This window comes from Streptomyces sp. NPDC005863 (assembly GCF_042871345.1).
In the GTDB taxonomy this organism is placed as follows: Bacteria; Actinomycetota; Actinomycetes; order Streptomycetales; family Streptomycetaceae; genus Streptomyces.
On the sequence record NZ_JBIAII010000014.1, the window covers coordinates 181,631 to 199,514 of the forward strand.

The 17,884-nt window shown below is 72.9% G+C and carries 18 protein-coding genes; 9 read left to right on the plus strand and 9 right to left on the minus strand.

The genetic code is table 11. The features are described 5' to 3' along the window. The first annotated feature begins 187 nt into the window (after positions 1-187). The 4 genes from ACFYO9_RS34835 to ACFYO9_RS34850 all read left to right on the plus strand — a co-directional run bounded on the left by ACFYO9_RS34835 (position 188) and on the right by ACFYO9_RS34850 (position 4,341). On the plus strand, positions 188-1,384 hold the full coding sequence (locus ACFYO9_RS34835; RefSeq protein ID WP_355813227.1) for an ROK family transcriptional regulator: 1,197 nt from the start codon (positions 188-190) through the stop codon (positions 1,382-1,384). Then, positions 1,381-2,955, plus strand: a complete 1,575-nt coding sequence (locus tag ACFYO9_RS34840; RefSeq protein ID WP_358779164.1) for a M81 family metallopeptidase — start codon at positions 1,381-1,383, stop codon at positions 2,953-2,955. The genes ACFYO9_RS34835 and ACFYO9_RS34840 overlap by 4 nt, the downstream gene beginning before the upstream one ends. 77 nt (positions 2,956-3,032) lie before the next feature. Beyond that, the gene (locus ACFYO9_RS34845; RefSeq protein ID WP_358779163.1) at positions 3,033-3,866 is read left to right on the plus strand and encodes a transporter substrate-binding domain-containing protein; all 834 of its coding nucleotides are present in this window, start codon (positions 3,033-3,035) and stop codon (positions 3,864-3,866) included. A gap of 91 nt (positions 3,867-3,957) precedes the next feature. Then, complete coding sequence (locus ACFYO9_RS34850) at positions 3,958-4,341, plus strand: VOC family protein (protein WP_358779162.1); 384 nt, start codon at positions 3,958-3,960, stop codon at positions 4,339-4,341. 21 nt (positions 4,342-4,362) lie between these two features. Here the strand turns inward: ACFYO9_RS34850 and ACFYO9_RS34855 are convergent, their stop codons facing one another. After that, entirely contained in the window at positions 4,363-4,692 is a 330-nt protein-coding gene (locus tag ACFYO9_RS34855) for a hypothetical protein (RefSeq protein ID WP_358779161.1), read from the minus strand. A gap of 117 nt (positions 4,693-4,809) precedes the next feature. Next, positions 4,810-5,889 carry an NADH:flavin oxidoreductase/NADH oxidase gene (locus ACFYO9_RS34860; RefSeq protein ID WP_358779160.1) on the minus strand — a complete coding sequence of 360 codons (1,080 nt, stop codon included), beginning with the start codon at positions 5,887-5,889 and terminating at the stop codon, positions 4,810-4,812. Between the two features lie 151 nt (positions 5,890-6,040). Here ACFYO9_RS34860 and ACFYO9_RS34865 point away from each other — a divergent pair, with 151 nt between their 5' ends. After that, positions 6,041-6,415, plus strand: a complete 375-nt coding sequence (locus ACFYO9_RS34865) for a helix-turn-helix domain-containing protein (RefSeq protein ID WP_358707794.1) — start codon at positions 6,041-6,043, stop codon at positions 6,413-6,415. Positions 6,416-6,495: 80 nt separating this feature from the next. Here ACFYO9_RS34865 and ACFYO9_RS34870 read toward each other — a convergent pair whose 3' ends face one another. After that, entirely contained in the window at positions 6,496-7,860 is a 1,365-nt protein-coding gene (locus ACFYO9_RS34870; RefSeq protein ID WP_358779159.1) for an FAD-dependent oxidoreductase, read from the minus strand. Positions 7,861-7,980: 120 nt separating this feature from the next. Next, on the minus strand, positions 7,981-8,640 hold the full coding sequence (locus tag ACFYO9_RS34875) for a DUF305 domain-containing protein (protein ID WP_358707790.1): 660 nt from the start codon (positions 8,638-8,640) through the stop codon (positions 7,981-7,983). Between the two features lie 176 nt (positions 8,641-8,816). Here ACFYO9_RS34875 and ACFYO9_RS34880 point away from each other — a divergent pair, with 176 nt between their 5' ends. Continuing rightward, entirely contained in the window at positions 8,817-10,319 is a 1,503-nt protein-coding gene (locus ACFYO9_RS34880) for a hypothetical protein (RefSeq protein ID WP_358779158.1), read from the plus strand. Here ACFYO9_RS34880 and ACFYO9_RS34885 read toward each other — a convergent pair. From ACFYO9_RS34885 to ACFYO9_RS34900, 4 genes are all read right to left on the minus strand, one after another. Then, on the minus strand, positions 10,316-10,948 hold the full coding sequence (locus ACFYO9_RS34885; protein ID WP_355813201.1) for a helix-turn-helix domain-containing protein: 633 nt from the start codon (positions 10,946-10,948) through the stop codon (positions 10,316-10,318). The genes ACFYO9_RS34880 and ACFYO9_RS34885 overlap by 4 nt on opposite strands. A 183-nt stretch (positions 10,949-11,131) precedes the next feature. Next, the gene (locus ACFYO9_RS34890) at positions 11,132-11,827 is read right to left on the minus strand and encodes an HAD-IA family hydrolase (protein ID WP_358779157.1); all 696 of its coding nucleotides are present in this window, start codon (positions 11,825-11,827) and stop codon (positions 11,132-11,134) included. Positions 11,828-11,864: 37 nt separating this feature from the next. After that, positions 11,865-12,575, minus strand: a complete 711-nt coding sequence (locus ACFYO9_RS34895) for a phosphatase PAP2 family protein (RefSeq protein WP_358779156.1) — start codon at positions 12,573-12,575, stop codon at positions 11,865-11,867. Between the two features lie 71 nt (positions 12,576-12,646). Beyond that, entirely contained in the window at positions 12,647-13,582 is a 936-nt protein-coding gene (locus ACFYO9_RS34900; protein ID WP_355813193.1) for a M56 family metallopeptidase, read from the minus strand. A gap of 143 nt (positions 13,583-13,725) precedes the next feature. On the opposite strand from ACFYO9_RS34900, the gene ACFYO9_RS34905 reads away from it, so the two are divergent. Then, positions 13,726-14,364 (plus strand): HAD family hydrolase, encoded by a 639-nt coding sequence (locus ACFYO9_RS34905; RefSeq protein WP_355813290.1) that lies wholly within the window; start codon positions 13,726-13,728, stop codon positions 14,362-14,364. Positions 14,365-14,534: 170 nt separating this feature from the next. Here ACFYO9_RS34905 and ACFYO9_RS34910 read toward each other — a convergent pair whose 3' ends face one another. Next, positions 14,535-15,107 (minus strand): DUF5134 domain-containing protein, encoded by a 573-nt coding sequence (locus tag ACFYO9_RS34910; RefSeq protein ID WP_355813191.1) that lies wholly within the window; start codon positions 15,105-15,107, stop codon positions 14,535-14,537. 214 nt (positions 15,108-15,321) lie between these two features. Here ACFYO9_RS34910 and ACFYO9_RS34915 point away from each other — a divergent pair, with 214 nt between their 5' ends. Together ACFYO9_RS34915 and ACFYO9_RS34920 are read left to right on the plus strand one after the other, a co-directional pair. After that, a complete protein-coding gene (locus ACFYO9_RS34915) occupies positions 15,322-17,220 on the plus strand; it encodes an FUSC family protein (RefSeq protein WP_358779155.1) in 1,899 nt (632 codons plus the stop codon). Then, positions 17,217-17,753 (plus strand): MarR family winged helix-turn-helix transcriptional regulator, encoded by a 537-nt coding sequence (locus ACFYO9_RS34920; protein ID WP_358779154.1) that lies wholly within the window; start codon positions 17,217-17,219, stop codon positions 17,751-17,753. Before ACFYO9_RS34915 ends, ACFYO9_RS34920 begins: the two co-directional genes overlap by 4 nt. The last annotated feature ends 131 nt before the right edge of the window (positions 17,754-17,884 follow it).

Here is a 17,884-nt window from a genome sequence, read left to right on the forward strand (position 1 = left end):
GGGACGGGGCCGGCCCGTGCCGGAGAACGACGGGGCGGCGCCCGAACGCTAGGCCGCCGGTGAAAAACAAGTCAATAGCTTCATTCGGCAAGAAGTGGAAAACCGGGGAGGGCTGGTCAACCTGGTTCGATTCGACTTAGTGTTCGTCCTGTTGTCGAACGAACATGTCGAAGCAACTGGGGGCGCCATGACCGGAACACCACTCGGGGAGCCGGGGTCGGCGCAGCACATCGTGCATCTGGTCTCCTCGGGCGCGGCCACGTCCCGGGCGGACCTCGTGCGCGAACTGGGCCTCGCCCCCTCGACGGTCTCCCTGCGGGTGCAGGAACTCGTCGACGCCGGGCTGCTCTCCGAGTCCGGCGAGGGCGCATCGCGCGGCGGGCGCAGGCCCCGGCTGCTGCGCGTGGCCCCGCAGGGCGGCGTCGCCCTCGCCGCGGACCTCGGCAGCCATCACGCGCGGCTCGGCGTCGTCGACCTCGGCGGCGAGGTCAGCGACGCCGTCGACCTGCCGCACGACATCACCGCCGGGCCCGAGTCCGCCGTCGACTGGCTCTGCGGCCAGGCCGAGGAGTTCGTCGCCCGCCGACGCGCCGAGGGCCGCACGGTGCGCGCGTTCGGCGTCGCCTTCCCCGGCCCCGTACAGCCCGCCACCGGCCGCGTCCTCAGCCCGTCCCGCATGCCCGGCTGGCACCGCTACCCGCTGCGCGACGTCCTCGCCGAGCGGCTCGGCATCCCCGTCACCGTCGACAACGACGCCACGATGATGGCCGTGGGCGAACACCGCGTCGCCCGCCCCGGACTCGACCACCTCGTCGTCGTCAAGGCCGGACGCGGCATCGGCAGCGGGGTCATCTCGGCGGGCCGGCCGCACGACGGCGCGAACGGCAGCGCGGGCGACATCAGTCACGTCCGCGTCGACGCGGCGGGCGACCGCCCGTGCAGCTGCGGCAACATCGGCTGCCTGGAGACCGTCGCCAGCGGCGCCGCCCTCATCCGCGAACTCGCCCTGCAGGGCGTCGAGGTGCACGACACCGCCGACCTGCTGCGGCTCGTGGCGGACGGCGACCCGCAGGCCACCACCCTCGTCCGCACCGCGGGACGGCACATCGGCACCGTCCTGTCCGTCGTCGTCAACTTCTTCAACCCGCAGGCCGTGGCCCTCGGCGGCGTCCTCGCCACCGCCGAACCCCTGGTCGCCGCCGTGCGCGGCGTCCTCTACGAACGCTGCCTGCCGCTCGCCACCGCCGACCTGGAGATCACCACCACGGTCACCGGCGCCGACGCGGGCCTGCTCGGCGCCGGCCTCACCGCCCTGCGCCACCACCTCCCCACCGCCCCGGCCGGCCACGCCCCCGCCCACCAGGAAGAGAGCGCACCCGCATGACCCCCTCCGCACACCCCCGCCGCCTGCGCATCGGCATCGGCGGCATCGGCATCGAGTCGTCCACGTTCTGCCCGCACCGCTCCACCACGGACGACTTCCGCCGGACCCGCGGCCAGGAGCTCCTCGACCGCTACACCTGGACGCGCGCGGACTGCGACCTCGCCACGACCGTCGAGTGGGTTCCCCTGCTGCACGCGACCTCCCTGCCCGGCGGCCCGGTGGAGGCGGAGTCGTACCTGATCCTCAAGGACGAACTCGTCACGCGTATCCGGGAATCGGGGCCGCTCGACGGCCTCGTGTACGACATCCACGGCGCGATGAGCGTCGTCGGCCTCACCGACGCCGAGGCCGACCTGACGGAGGCGGTCCGCGCCGCACTCGACGCCGTCGGCACCCCCGACGGCACCGGCCGCCCCATGATCTCCACCGCGATGGACCTGCACGGCAACGTCTCGCGCCGCTTCGCCGACCCCGTCGACCTGCTCACCGCGCACCGCCTCGCCCCGCACGAGGACGCCTGGGAGACCCGCGAGCGCGCCGCCCGCAACCTCGTGCGCTGCCTCCTCGACGGCGCCCGCCCGCACCGCGCCTGGGTCCAGGTGCCCGTCCTGCTCCCCGGCGAGAAGACCAGCACCCGCCTGGAGCCCGCCGCGTCCCTCTACGCCTCGCTCGCCGAGATCGAGCGGCGGCCCGGCATCCTCGACGCCGCGATGTGGGTCGGCTACGCCTGGGCCGACGAGCCACGCTGCAAGGCCGCCATCGTCGTCACCGGCGACGACGCCGAACTCGCCGCCGCCGAGGCCGAGAAGCTCGCCCGCCGGTACTGGGACGCCCGCCGCGACTTCGTCTTCGTCGGCCCGACCGGCACCGCCGAGGAGTGCGTGGAACGCGCGGTGGCCTCGCCGAAGCGCCCCTTCCTGATCAGCGACTCGGGCGACAACCCGACGGCGGGCGGCGCGGGCGACCTCGCGTACATGCTCGGCAAGCTCCTGGAGAACGACGCGATCCGCTCCGGCGAGGTCACCGCCGTCCACCCCGGCATCACCGACCCGGCCGCCGTCGCGCGCTGTTTCGAGGCGGGCGTGGGCGCGGAGGTGACGCTGAGCGTCGGCGGCAAGGTGGATCCGCACCACGGCGGACCGTACGAACTGACCGGCACCGTCGTCGCGTTGCAGCGCGCCGCCGACCAGAAGGACCGCGCGGAGGGCGGCGCGTACGACCGCGGCGTCGACATGGCGGCCGTGCGCCGCGGCGGCCTCACGGTCGTCCTCGTCGAGCGCCGCAAGCCGTTCCACACCCTGGCCGACTTCATGGGCCCCGCCGACGGCGGCCTCGGCATCGACCCCCGTACGTACGACATCGTCGCCGTGAAGATCGGTTACCTGGAGCCCGAGCTGCACGACCTGGCAGCCGACTGGCTGCTCGCACTGACCCCTGGCGGCGTCGACCAGGACCTGCTGCGCCTCGGCCACCACCGGGTGGAGCGGCCCCTGTACCCGTTCGACGAGGACGCCTACACCGACGAGGAGCCGGACCTGACCCCGGCCTTCCTCACGCCGCTCGCTCCGTGAGAAGGGGGTTCATCGGCGGATGAGGGTCTGCGAGGGTGATCCCGCAGCCGTCCGCCCCCACCGCAGAGGAGCCCCCTGTGAAGCGTGCCGCCACCCTGTCCGCCCTGGTCTGTCTGCTGGCCGTCACGGCCGCCGCGCCCGCCGCTCCCTCCGCTTCCTCCGCGGCGGGCGCGCGGCCGGACCGGGCGGTCCGTCAGCACGGCAGCCTCCTGGACTCCGTCCCGAAGAAGGGGGTCCTGAAGGTCTGCACGACCGGTGACTACGCCCCGTTCACGAAGCGGGACCCCGACGGCACATACCGCGGTGTCGACATCTCGATGGCGCGCGACCTGGCGAAGAGCCTCGACGCGAAGCCGAGGTTCGTGGCCACGACGTGGGCGAAGCTGGCCGGGGACGTGGCGGCGCGGCGGTGCGACATCGGCGTCGGCGGCGTCTCCATCACCCTGCCGCGCGCCCGGCAGGTCTCCTTCAGCGAGCCGACGCGCGAGGACGGCAAGACCCCGATCGTGCGCTGCGCGGACAAGGCGAAGTTCGGCGCGGGCACACTGAAGGACATCGACAAGCCCGGCACGACGGTCGTCGTCAACCCCGGCGGCACGAACGAGGAGTTCGCCCGCGCCCACATCGAGCGGGCGACCATCAAGCTGCACCCGGAGAACACCACGATCTTCCAGGAGATCGTCGACGGCCGGGCGGACGTGATGATGACGGACGCGAGCGAGACGCGCTACCAGTCGAAGCTCCACCCCGAACTCTGCTCCCTCCACCCCGACAAGCCCTTCACCTTCTCGGAGAAGGCGTACGCGACACCGCGCGGCGACGGCGAGTTCACGGCGTACGTGAACCAGTTCGTCCACCTCGCCACACACGACGGCACGTACGCGCGGTACGAGGGTGAGTGGATGAAGTGAGAGGGAGTGGATGAAGTGAGACGGGCCGACGGCCACAAGTGGCGGGAACCGCACGCCGTTTGGAGGGGGCGGTGCGGGGGATCCGGTTCGTATGACCGTTCACAAGAACACCGTGCTCGTACTGGACTGTTCGGAGCCCGAGCGGCTCGCCGAGTTCTATGCCGGACTGCTGGGCGCCGAGACGCGGTTGAGCAAGGATCCGGACTACGTCGAGGTCACCAATGACAGCGGGGTATGCCTGGCCGTGCACCGGGAGCGCGACTACATCCCGCCGAGCTGGCCCCGGCCCGAGGACTCGCAGCAGGCACACCTGCGGATCATGGTGGCGCGCGACGACATGGACGAGGCGGAGCGCGAGGCGATCGGTCTCGGCGCGCGTCCCATCGAGACCAAGGACAACAGCGGGCCGCGGGACACCCGGACCTACTCCGACCCGATGGGCCACTCCTTCACCCTGGCGGCCATTCCCGAGTGACGGCCCTCAAGGGGGAGTGGTTCAGGGGTCGTTCGGGACGCGGTCCGTCCACGGGCACAGCAGGCGCAACGCGCCGATCAGCGTGAGCGCCCACAGGCCGGCGAAGGCCCAGACCACGCCCGGCGTGGAGGTGCGGAGCCCGATGACGAGCAGCGTGCCGCTCAGCGCGGCGAGGAACGCCACGGTGAGCGGGTGCGGCGTATGCGTCAGGACGGCCCGCACATGACGCCGCGGACGGGTGAGCCCACAGCGCAGCTGCCAGCGGATCCGAAAGGCCCGGTCGAGCCGGAGTGAGTCCTCCAGCTCGACCAGAACGCGCTGCTGGTGCTCCGGAAGTCGCTCCGCGGTCATGGCCGCCCCTCCCGCGCCGCATGGGATCCGACCGTATCGGATGAGGTTCGGCGAACGGGTGCCCCGCGCCGCCCGGCCTAACCGGACGGCGGCGCGGCATTCGGCGTGCGGCGGGCGTCAGACGGAGCGGTGGTACTGGTCCGGGACGTGTACCTCGGCGCCGAGCTCGCGTCCCGCGCGCCGCGCCCACGACGGGTCCCGCAGGAGCTCCCGGCCCAGCAGGACGGCATCGGCCTCGCCGTTGGCGAGGATCTTCTCGGCCTGGGCCACCTCGGTGATCAGGCCGACCGCGGCGACCGGCAGGGCCGTCTCGGCCTTCACCCGCGCCGCGAACGGCACCTGGTAGCCGGGCTCGACGGGGATCCTGACGCCGGAGGCGTTGCCGCCCGTGGAGACGTCGAGCAGGTCGACGCCGTGCTCCTTGAGCGTGTCGGCGAAGCGGACGGTCTCGTCCGCCGTCCAGCCCGCCTCGTCCAGCCAGTCGGTGGCGGAGATGCGGAAGAACAGCGGCTTGTCCTGCGGCCACACCTCGCGCACCGCGTCGACGACTTCGAGCGCGAGACGGGTGCGGTTCTCGTACGAACCGCCGTACACGTCGGTGCGCTTGTTGCTGTGCGGCGAGAGGAACTCGCCGATCAAGTAGCCGTGGGCGCCGTGCAGTTCGGCGACCTCGAAGCCGGCGTCCAGCGCGCGCCGCGCGGCCTCGGCGAACTGGCCGACGACCTCGCGGATCTCCTCGACGGTGAGCTCCGCGGGGACGGGGTGTCCCTCGGCGAAGGGGACCGCGCTCGGGGCGAGGGGCTGCCAGCCGCCCTCGTCCGTCCCGATCGGGGTGCCGCCCTTCCACGGGCGCTCGGTGGACGCCTTGCGGCCGGCGTGCGCGAGCTGGATGGCCGGCACGGTGCCCTGGCTCTTCAGGAAGTCCGTGGTGCGACGGAACGCGCGGGCCTGGGTGTCGTTCCAGATCCCCAGGTCGTACGGGCTGATCCGGCCCTCGGGGCTCACGGCGGTGGCCTCGACGATGATCAGGCCCGTGCCACCGGCGGCCCGTGCCGCGTAGTGCGCGAAGTGCCAGTCCTGCGGGACGCCGGCCTCGGGCCCGTCGGGCGCCGCCGAGTACTGGCACATCGGGGGCATCCAGATCCGGTTCGGGATCGTCAGGGATCGCAGGGTGTACGGCTCGAACAGCGCGCTCACGGCGGGCTCCATTCGCTCACGACGACGGAAGTACTCGTCGTACGATAACTCTCGTAGTACGGCACCTGTCAAACTACGGTGACTCTCGTACAATGGGGGCCAGGGAAGGTCCGGGCGGGGCCCCGGGCGCACAGGACGAAGTGGAGCCGCCATGACGACCGCCGCCGCGACAGGCAGCGCGAGCAGCAGGACGCTCGCCCATCCCGGGCCCGACGAGGTCCGCCTGGAAGGGGTGCTGCACGCCTTCGCCGACCCGATGCGGATGCGGGTGGTGCGGGAACTGGCCCGCGAGGAGGGGGCGGACGGGCTCTCCTGTTCGTACTTCGACCTGCCCGTCACCAAGTCCACCTGTACGCACCACTTCCGGGTGCTGCGCGAGAGCGGGGTGATCCGGCAGCTCTACCGGGGCACCGCGAAGCTGAACGTGCTGCGCCGCGACGACCTGGACGCGCTCTTCCCCGGCCTCCTCGACAGCGTCCTCGCCGCGGCCGCCCGCCAGGACGAGCGGCTGGCGGCCGAGGGCTGAGCCGCGGCCGAGGGCTGCGCCGCGGTCAAGGCTGAGTCGCGGTCAGGGGTCGAGCGGCCAGGTCGGGTGGTCGTACGGCGTTACGGAATGCGCGTCGCCGCCGCCCGCAGCCCCTCCCAGTCCGGGATCTTGACCACGCCGCGCCCGAGCGTGTGTCCGAGCTCCGCCTCCGCACGCTCGATCGCCAGCCAGCCCGGCCACTCGACCGGCCGGAACCCCGCCGCGCGCAGCCCCGCGAGGGGGTCCGCGGCGACCTGCCGCGCCGCCAGCGCGGGGGCGTCGTCCAGCAGGGACGTCACCGTCTCCTTGGAACACGGGCGGTTGGTGCCGATGACGCCGGTCGGGCCGCGCTTGATCCAGCCGGCCACGTACTCACCGGGTGACGGCACCCCCTCGCGCAGCACCCGGCCCGCCGCGTGCGGCACGGTGCCGCGCTCCGCGTCGAACGGCAACCCTTCGATCGGCACCCCGCGATAGCCGACCGAGCGCAGCACGAGCTGGGCCGGGACGTCCTCGTACTGCCCCGACCCCGTCACCCCGCCCCGGCCGTCGGGCAGCGTGCGCTCGAACCGGACCGCACCGACCTGCCCCTGTGCGCCCGCCGTCAGCGAGGCCGGACGCAGGAAGAAGCGCAGCCTGATCCGCCGGGCGAGACCCTGCGGCGGACGGTCGGCCCAGCCGCGCAGCACCTCGACGTTGCGGCGGCTCGCGGCGGGCAGCCCTGACGGGTCGCCGTAGGCCGGGTCGAGCGCCAACTCCGCCGGATCCACGACGACTTCGGTGTCCGGGAGAGCGCCGAGCTCGCGCAGCTCCTTGGTGGTGAACCGCGCCTGCGAGGGCCCGCGCCGCCCCACCACGGATACCTCGCGCACCCGGCTGTCCGCGAGCACGCCGAGCGCCGCGTCCGGCATGTCGGTGGGGAGCAGCTCGGCGGCGCCGCGCACCAGCATCCGGGCGACGTCCACCGCCACGTTGCCGACGCCGATGACGACGGCGGACTCCACGTCCTTGATGAAGCCGGCCCGCGCGCCCCGGTCCGTCATCGCGTCCGGATGCGCGCTGTACCAGGAGACGAACTCGGTCGCCGAGTAGCTGCCGGGCAAGTCCTCGCCGGGCACCCCGAGCCTGCGGTCCGCCGCCGCGCCGACGCAGTACACCACCGCGTGGTAGAGGCCGAGCAACCGGGCCGGGGGCAGCGCTCCGGGGCCGATCTCGACGGAGCCGAGGAAACGGACGCGCTCGTGTTCGAGGACCGCGCGAAGATTGTTCTGCAGTGACTTGATCTTCTCGTGGTCCGGCGCCACTCCGTAGCGGACCAGGCCGTACGGGCAGGGCAGGCGGTCGAGCACATCGACCCGCACCCCCGGCACCCGGTCCTGCTGGACGAGGGACTGCGCGGCGTACACCCCGCTGGGGCCCGAACCCACGACGGCGACCTGCAGCACGGTGGCGCTCCTTCCGCGAGGCGACCTCGGGACGGTTTCAGGATCGCACCGTCGCCCTTCGCTGTCAGGGTGCCGCGGGGCCGGGGGAACCGGAAGGCCGCCCCGCGGAGCCTCGCACCGTCACTCCATGTCCCGCATCCGGCCGATCTCGCTCGACTGCTGCGCCACCACGTCGTTCGCCATCTCCTCGACCTGGATGTTGTTGCCGTCGGAGAGCACGTCCGCGGCCATGGTGATCGCCCCGCTGTGGTGCGTGATCATGAGCTTCAGGAAGAGCTCGTCGAACGCCTTGCCCCGGGCCGCGCGCAACTGCTTCAGCTGCGCCTCGCTCGCCATGCCCGGCATCGTCCCGTGATCGTGGCCGGCGTGTTCGCGCGGGCCGCCGTGGCTCTTGAGCCAGCCCTTCATCGCGCCGATCTCCGGGCGCTGCGCGGAACTGATGCGTGACGCAAGGCGTTTGACGCGGCTCGACCCGGCCCGCTCCGGGGCGAGCCCGGTCATCTTCAGCGCCTGGCCGTGGTGCACGATCATCATCTGCGTGTAGGTGAAGTCGGCCGCGTTGGGGGAGTCGTCCTCGGACCGCTTCTTTGCGGCGTCCTTGGCGGACATCGTCGCCGCGGTCTCGCCCGGCTTGCCCGGCACGATCACCGAAGGCCCGGGCGACGCCTGCCGGTCGGCGTCCGGCCCACCCTTGTCACCCGCGTCCGCGTCACATCCCGCGAGGACGAGAACGGCTCCCGCGAGGAGCGCGCCGACGGCGGACGTACGACGACTGAGCACAGTGACCTCCGGTGACACACAGGCGACTTGGGGTCCGTATTAGCACGTCGATGCGCGTGATCGACCGGAAACTCTCGTCATCGGTCCGTTTCCTTCTGTTGATCTGTGCATGATGAGCACGATACTGCGGGTGTCCGTGAACCGTTCGACTGCGAACGGCGACAAGGGAGGACGCAGTGACCCTGTTGAACAACCCCCGAACGCGGCGCAGACGCCTGGGAGTCGGCGCGGCGGCGGCCGGCCTGCTGGCCGCGCTGCTCACCGCGGCGCCCGCGGGAGCCACCCCCGACCCCGGTGACTCACCCGCCGCCCCGAAGAGCGTCTCCAAGAGCGATGCCGCCGGGACGAAGAAGGCCATCCAGCGCGGAGACATACCGGCGCCCGACGAGATCGTCCACTCGGGCAACATCGAGCACCTGGCCAACATCCCCAAGGACGCGCTGCCCGGCCTGAACACCGACATCGCGTTCCAGGGGAAGTACGCCTTCGCCGGGAACTACGACGGCTTCCGCATCTACGACATCAGCAACCCCAAGGCGCCCAGGACGGTCTCCCAGGTCCTGTGCCCGGGCTCGCAGAACGACGTCTCCGTCGCCGGGAACCTGCTCTTCCTCTCCACCGACTCCTCGCGCAGCGACAACTCCTGCAACAGCACCACGCAGCCCGCCACGGAGAAGTCCTCCTGGGAGGGCATGAAGATCTTCGACATCAGCGACAAGGCGAACCCCCGGTACGTCTCGGCCGTCGAGACCGCCTGCGGCTCGCACACGCACACGCTGGTGCCGCAGAAGCGGAACGTCTACATCTACGTCTCCTCGTACTCCCCGAGCGCGACGTTCCCGGACTGCCGGCCGCCGCACGACGGGATCTCCGTCATCAAGGTGCCGCGCAAGGCCCCGCAGAAGGCCGCGGTCGTGAACTTCCCCGTGCTCTTCCCCGGTGAAGGTCCCGACGGCGGCGGCAACCCCGGTGGTCCCACCAACCCGGGCGTCTCCAAGACCACCGGCTGCCACGACCTCACCGTGCTGCCCTCCGAGGACCTCGCGGCGGGCGCCTGCATGGGCGACGGCATCCTCTTCTCCATCAAGGACCCGGAGAATCCGCGGGTCATCGACCAGGTGCAGGACAACGCCAACTTCGCGTTCTGGCACTCGGCGACCTTCAACCAGAAGGCCGACAAGGTCGTCTTCACCGACGAACTCGGCGGCGGCTCCGCGGCCACCTGCAACGCGGCCACCGGTCCCGACCGCGGCGCCAACGGCATCTACGACATCAAGGGCAAGGGCGACAAGCGCAAGCTGGTCTTCCGGAGCTACTTCAAGATCCCGCGCCACCAGGCGGACACCGAGAACTGCGTGGCCCACAACGGCTCGCTGATCCCGGTCAGGGGCAAGGACCTCATGGTGCAGGCCTGGTACCAGGGCGGCGTCTCCGTCTGGGACTTCACCGACTCCAGGAAGCCCAAGGAGATCGGCTACTTCGAGCGGGGCCCGCTCACCACGGATCAGATCACCACCGGCGGCTCGTGGTCGGCGTACTACTACAACGGCCGCGTCTACTCCAACGACATCCAGAAGGGCCTCGACGTCCTGAAGATCAACGACAAGCGGACCGACCCCGCCCAGCGGGTCCGGATGCGCGAACTCAACGTGCAGACGCAGCCGGACTACTTCGACTAGGGCAGACCCTTCGGAGAAGACCCGTCGGGCGGTGCGCCGCCCGGCGGGACGCCGAGCTCCCAGTCGAGTCCGTACCGCTGGAACAGCTCGGCGCGCAGCCGCACCAGGGGCATCGGCGCCCCCGGGATGAGCAGTGCGAAGACCGCGCCCATCAGCAGGGCGCGCAGCAGCGGATAGTCCTCGTCGGCGTCCGGCGAGCCGAACCGCACCACGGTGTCGCGCAGCAGCTCCGCGAGACGCTGCTGCTCGGGGCACTGCACGAAACCCTCGGCCTGCAGGATGCCCGCCATGTGGGTCCGCATGAGCAGCGGCTCGTCGCCGGCCAGGCCCAGGATCGCGTCGACGGCCCGGGCCAGCCGCTCATGGCCGTCGTCCGTGCGCGGCTCGCGCTCCAGTGCCGCCTCCAGCGTGCGGTGCATGAGCCGGTGCACCGCGGACTGCAGCAACTGCCGCTTGCCGGGGAAGTAGTACGACACGAGACCGCGGGCGGCGCCCGCCCGGTCCGCGATGTGGCCGAGCGTGGTGGCCTCGTAGCCGTGCTCGCCGACCAGCTCCACGGTCGCCTGCAACAGACGCTCCCTGGAACGTCTGCGCAATTCTTCATTGACCGATGGGCTACGCGGGGACATTCTGTAACTCCTGCGTTGACTGGCTCTGAGCCAATATACTCAGTGACGACCGGGGCGGAGTCTCCAGTGGGATTCCGCGCGGGTCGCGCCGGCCTGGGGCAGGCAGCACCGCGGGGGAGTGTTGCCTGCCCACAGGCCGGCGTGTTCGCGGGGTCGCGCGCCTTCGGAGCCCCCGCGTCCGGTTCATCCGACGAGGTCGAGCACCGGGCGCAGGGCGGCCGGGCGCCGCGTCACCGGCAGATGGTCGACGAAGTGCACCGCGCAGCCGAGGCGTGCCGCGCCGGCGTCGGCCCGCCGGTCGTCGCCCACCATCAGCGCCTCCCGCGGATCGACCCCGAGCGCGTCGCAGGCCGCCGCGAAGAGCCCCGGCTCGGGCTTCTGGACGCCGTGTTCGTACGAGAGGACGTAGGCGTCGACGTACCGGTCGAGCCCATGGTCGCGGAAGACGGGCCGCAGATCCCACCCGATGTTGCTGACCACCGCGACCCCGACGCCGCGTTCGCGCAGCGCGCCGAGCACCTCGGCGGCGTCGGCGTAGGGCCGCCACGCGGACGGGGTCATGTGACGCGCGTACAGGGCGTCGTACAGCCGGGGATCGGGCAGCGGCACCTGCCGGGCCAGGCCGGTGAACGCCGCCCGGTGCAGCGCGGCGCTGCGATCACGGGCGGCCCACGCCTCGGCGAGGTGCGCGGGCACGGTGGCGGGGTGGGCCCCGCCGGGCAGCGCGCCCGCCCGCTCCAGCGCGACGGCGGCCCGCGCCGACTCGGCCTCGGTCAGCGGCACTTCGAGCTCGGTGAGCACGGCCCGCAGCCAGGCCTCGGCCGGCTCGATCCGGAACAGCGTACCGGAGAAGTCGAACAGCACGCCCTTGATCGTCATCGAGACCTCCATAATGGATGGGCCGGCCGCCGGACGGTCATGTGCCGTCCGTGACGCGCCCGCCGGGGTCGGATGTGGCGCGCCTGCCGGGGCCGTACGTGTACGTGGCGATGGCCACCGCCACAGTCAACGCGCCCAGCAGCCACCCGCCGAGCACGTCCGACGGCCAATGCACGCCCAGCCAGATCCGGGTCAGCCCGACCCCGGCGACCGAGATCACGGCGAGGGTCAGGGCGGTGCGCCACAGGACGGGGCCTGCGCCGTGCGTGCGCAGCAGCCACAGCAGGAGACCGCACACCACCATCGCCGTCATCGAGTGCCCCGACGGGAACGCCGCGAAGTGCGCCGAGTCGACCGGGTCCGGCCAGGACGGCCGAGGCCGGTCCACCGCCGCCTTGAGCCCCTGCTGGAGCGCCGAACCCGCGGCGCAGGCGCCGGTGATCCAGAGCGCGAGCCACCACGCGCCGCGCAGCGCCAGCCAGATGACCGCCACCGCGACGAGCGCGCGCATCGCCCAGGGGTCCCACACCCAGTCGGTGAGGATGCGGCTGACCCGGGTGGTGGTGGGGTCCTCGACCGCCCAGCGGTGCGTGGTCCGCGCGATGTCGCCGTCGAGCGAGAGCAGCGGATGCCACTCCAGCGCGACCAGGAGGAGCAGCAGGAGCGAAGGGACGCAGAGGGCCGCCGCGACGAGGGCGGCCCGGGAGCCGGTCGGTCGGGTCGGGGTGTCGGTGGACGGGGGGTGCATGGAGTGATCCTCGCCGACGGAATTCGGGGCGGCGGCCATCCCGGGGGCCGGGGCGTGGCACGTACCCGAGGCTAACCCAGCGCGCGCAGACCAGGCACGAAGGTGACCAGGAGGGGGATCACCGGCACGAGCGCCGCCGTCGCCGTCAGCCGCAGCCGGCGGCCCGCGGTCAGCCGAGGGCGGGCGGAGAGCAGCCGGTGCACCCGCTGCGGCACGTGCGCCAGCGGGGCCGGGCAGGGGCCGAAGACGCCGCGGTCCTCGTTGAGTTCCACCAGGGCGAGGGCGATCGTGAGGCGCCCGAAGCGGCGCGAGGCGACGTCGTCGGCGGCGAGCTCCACGAGCCGGTGCATCTCGTCGCGGAACGCCGCGAACACCCGTACCTGCGGAAAGCCGACGGCCAACGCGCCCGAGCAGTGCAGCAACCAGTCGTGCCTGGCCTGTGCGTGGCCCTGCTCGTGCGCGAGCACCGCATCGAGCTGACGGCCCTTCAGGCGACGCAACGCGGCGGTGGTGATGACCAGTTGGGGCGCCTGCCCCGGCAGCCACCAGGCGTCCGGGCGCTCGCCCTCCAGCAGGACGAGGGGATTGCTGCCGGGCTCCTCGCCGGGCAACAGCGGGGAACGCACGAGGAGTTCGGCACGGCGGTCGGCCCGCCGGGAACGCGCCCGCATGATCTCGCGGGTCAGCATGACCGCCGTCCACACACCGCCGCAGGCCAGGATCACGGCGGTCGCCGCGGCCCAAGGGCCGGGCGCCTGCAGGGCGTACGCCTCGACCACGGCGTGCGGCGCGGGCGCGAAGACATGGCCGCGCACGGCCTGCCACGCGGCGGCGGCGCTCAGCGTCATGGAGAGGGCGCAGCAGAGCAGGACACCCGCCACCACGCACTGCCAGGCCCACAGCGCGACCACGGGTTCGCGCTCCGGCCAGTCGGCCCGCGCGAGCATCCGGGGGGCCACGACAGCGGTCAGGGCGCCCAGCAGCAACAGTGCGACGGGGACCATCATGCCGCCCAGCCTATGAGGGTTGGGCTACCGGAGGGTATGGCCTCCCGCTCCAAGTGACGCACGACACGGTCGACACGGGTGTGCCTCACGTACGAGTGGCGACGCCTGGTGAGGGGGTGTGACGCCGTAATGTGCTGACGGTGATCGAGACCATCGTGTTCGACGTGGGGGAGACCCTCACCAAAGACGACCGCTACTGGGCAGCCTGGGCGGACTGGCTGCAGGTGCCGCGCCACACCCTCTCGTCGCTCGTCGGAGCCGTCGTCGCGCAGGGCGGGGACGGCGATGACGCGCTGCGGCTCGTCAGCCCGGACATGGACATCGCGTCCGCCTACCACGCGCGCGAGACGGCGGGCCGGGGCGAGCACCTGGCCGAGGCCGACCTCTACCAGGACGTGCGCCCCGCACTCGGCGGTCTCCAGAAGCTCGGCGTCCGCGTCGTCGTCGCCGGCAACGCGTCGGCCCGCGCCGGGGAACTGCTGCGCGACCTCGACCTGCCCGCCGACCTCGTCGTGACGTCCGGCGACTGGGGCGTGGCCAAGCCGGACCCGGCGTTCTTCGCCCGGGTGCTCGAAGTGGCCCAGGCCGGACCGAGCGAGACGCTGTACGTCGGCGACCACCCCGCCCACGACGTCTTCCCCGCCACCCGGGCGGGGCTGCGGACCGCGCACATCCGGCGCGGGCCGTGGGGGCACTACTGGGCGGGCGACCCCGCCGTCGTCGACACGGCCGACTGGCAGGTCGACGCCCTCACGTCGCTGGCGGCGCTGATCGGTCACTGAGGCGCGCCGTCCGGGCGTCGTGCGGGGATCGTCTCTTCTCGGGACGCGGGCGTCGCCTCTTCGCGTGACGCGGGTGGCGCCTTTCCTCGCGGCGCGGGCGTCGCTTCTTCGCGTGACGCGGGCGTGGCCTCTTCGCGTGACGCGGGTGGCGCCTCTCCTCGTGACGCCCGCTACAGCGTCAGCAGCATCGCCACCATCCCGATCCCCATTGACAGCCGGCACGCCAGCGCCACCTCGGAGCGGTCCGCCCACCCCAGGACGGCGGTGCCGCCCGTCGCGGAGGCGACCGCCCGAGGGGCGAGCCGCGCGCCCGACCACAGGACGTACCCGGCGAAGTAGAGCAGCAGCGCTCCGGTGAGGACCGGGACGCCGGCGTCCGCATGACCCGCGTGCCCCACATGGCCCGCGTGCGCCCCCGGCGCGGCGGCCATCGCCACCGACATGTAGGCCATGGCGAACGCGCCGACCAAGTGGTGGAGGTGGTGGCGGTCGGCGCGGGCCGCCCACCCGGTGTGCAGCACGGCCGCGCCGAAGACGGCGGCGTAGGCCAGCCACGCCCAGCGCGGCGGCGCGAGCACGGCCGCGGGCACGGCCATCACCGCCATCCCGAACCCCATGAGCGCCTCGCCGCCGGCCGTGCGGCGCTGTTCCTCGATCCGGCTGCGCATCCGCAGCAGACAGTAGGCCCCGGTCGCCGCGCACAGCGCGACGAGCAGCCAGGCGGCCTGTGCCGGTCCGTGCACCGCACCCTCCCCCGGTCGACGGTGTCGTCGCTTCGATGCCCAGGCGTGTGCGGCCGTACGCGAGCGCACGGGGGTGCAAGGGGAGCACGGGGGAGCGGGCGGCGCGGGGGGTCGGCTCCCGGCACCTCGACCGGCCCCTCGATCAGCGCCTCGGTCGGCCCCTCGTTCGGCACCTCGATCTTTTTCTAGTAAAACACTTGCTAACCTTTTGGGTATGAGCAGTACGAGCAGTGCCACCCGTGACAGCAGTGGGCCCCCGTCCCCCGGCCCCGCCCGCATCCGCCGGCTCCCGCTGGCCGGCGTGCTGCGCCCGGGCAAGCCGTCCGACATCTGGTTCAAGCCGGCGAGCAGCGTGGTCGTGGCCAACGCCATACCGAACCTCACGCTGCTCGCCCTCGGCCGGCTCGACCTGGTGATGTACACGATGGCCGGTTCGTTCTGCGCCCTGTACGCCCACAACCTCCCCTACGCCGCCCGCGCCAGGACCCTGGCGATGGTCGTCGCGGGCATGACCGCGAGCATCGCCGTGGCCCTGGTCACCGCGTCGCTGACGGGCTCCGCCGCGGTCCTCGTCGCGGTCGGCGCACTGCTCGCCGCTGCCCAGAAAACGCTCTGCGACGCCACGCGCGTCGGGCCGCCCGGCCATCTGATCTTCACCTTCATCAGCACCGCGACCCTCTTCGCGCCCCAGACCCCCGGCCAGATCCCGGGCCACATCGCCCTGACCCTCGCGGGCGGCGCCGTCGCCTGGCTGGTCGGCATGGCGCCCGCCCTGGTGCGCCCGCACGGACCCGAGCGCCGGGCCACGGCACGCGCGCTGCGGGCTGCCGCGGCGTACGTGGACGCGGCGCGCGCGGAGGCCGGGGCGTCCATCGGAACCGGGGCGTCCATCGGGACTGGGGCGTCCATCGGGGCCGGGGCGGACGCGGCACGCACGGGGGCGCCGCACGCCGACGGGGCCCCGGCCCACCCCGTCGCGACCCGCGCCGAGCACGCCCACGCCGAACCCCACCCCACCGGGGCACACGCCGAGCAAGCCCGTGCCGCCGCGGCCGGCGCCGTGCATGCCGCCTGGCAGTCGCTGCTCGCCACCGGCGCCCTCACCACCGCGGCCCGGCGCGCCCTGGCCCGGCTCGTCGTCCGCGCCGAGGAGGCCATCGCCACGCCCGGGGCGGCGGACGGCGAGGCGCTGCGGGCCTGGGCGGCCGGACTGCGCGGCACGAGCGCCGTACCGCGCCCGCGTGACGTACGTCCCGGCGAGGAGGATGAACTCCTCGGCGTGGCGGAGGAGTTGGCCGGCCCGAAGGTGCCGCTGTGGCGGCGGCTCGCGCCCGGCTCCCCGCTGCTTCCCGTCGCGCTGCGCACGGCCGTCGGTTGCGCCCTTGCCGGGTACGGCTCGCTCGCCCTCGGCGTCGGGCGCCCCTACTGGGCCCTGGTCACGGCGGCCTCGCTCTATCAGGCCAACGTCACGCTGACCTGGAACCGGGGCGTGCAGCGCGTGGTCGGCAATCTGATCGGGGTGCTCGCCTTCGCCGCGATCGCCCCGTTCGCGCACCTCGGCCACGCCGAGCTCATCGTGTGCTGCCTGGCCCTCGCCTTCGGGGCGGAGGCCCTGATCACCCGCAACTACTGGCTCGGCACCGTGTGTGTGACGCCGATGGCGCTGCTCGTCACCGAGTTCGCGCGATTCCAGCAGCCCGGCGAACTGATCCTGGACCGCGTCGTGGACACCCTGGTCGGCGCGGTGCTCGGCGTGGCGGCCGCCGTCCTGGTGACCAACCGGCGCGCCGTCGACCAGATCGAGCACGCCATCGAGGCCACCGACCGGGCCAGGGAGCAGGCCGAGGCGGGCCTAGCCGGGGCCGGCGGGGTCGACCTCGCGCGCCGCCGCCTCACCGCGGCCCTCGTCGAGCTGCGCGCCGCCGCCGAGGCGGCCGCCGGGGAGTGGTGGCAGCGCGCCCTGCCCGAACAGCGGGTGCTCGCCGCCGAACGCGCCGGACACCGTACGCTCGCGGCGACGGTCCGCAGGCCGAACGGTCGAAGCGGAGAGAACGGTCAGGGGACGCGGCCACGCGTGCGGGCCGCCGACGCCTGGGAGGGCGCACGAGCATGACGACGGAGAACGGCCCGGTGGTCGGAGCCGGTGGGGACACCGTGGCCGCGGTGGTGCGGCAGTGGCAGGCGGTGCGGCCCGACATCGACACCGGGCCCATGGAGGTGATCGGCCGCATCAACCGCTGCGCGGCCCTCCTCCAGCAGGCCGAGGACGCGCCGCTGCGCCGGGCGGGTCTGACGCGCGCCGAGTTCGACCTGCTCGGCGCGTTGCGCCGAACGGGCCACGAACTGACCCCGGGGGAGCTGGCCCGCGAGACCTTCTCGTCCGGTGCCGCGGTCACCAAGCGGCTCAAGGCGCTCCAGGAGCGGGAGTTGGTCGAGCGACGCGCCGACGCGCGGGATCGCAGGGTCGCCCACGTCGGCCTGACCGACGCGGGCCGCGACCTGGTCGACGCGATCCTGCCGGAACAACTCGCCTACGAGACCGTCGTGCTGTCGGTCCTCGACGGAGCGGGCCAGGACCAACTGAGCGGCCTGCTCGGGGAGTTGCTGGCCCAGCTGGAGGGGCGGGTGGGGGTGCGGCGGGGCTGAGAGGTCGTTTCATCCTGTTGTTTCATACCTGTATGTGGCTTTGGTGTGCTGGTGTCGGGTTGCGCCAGGAGATCGTGTTCTCGCCGGTGAGGCGGCGGGTCATGAGGTCGGTCATGGCGAGGTGGATCATG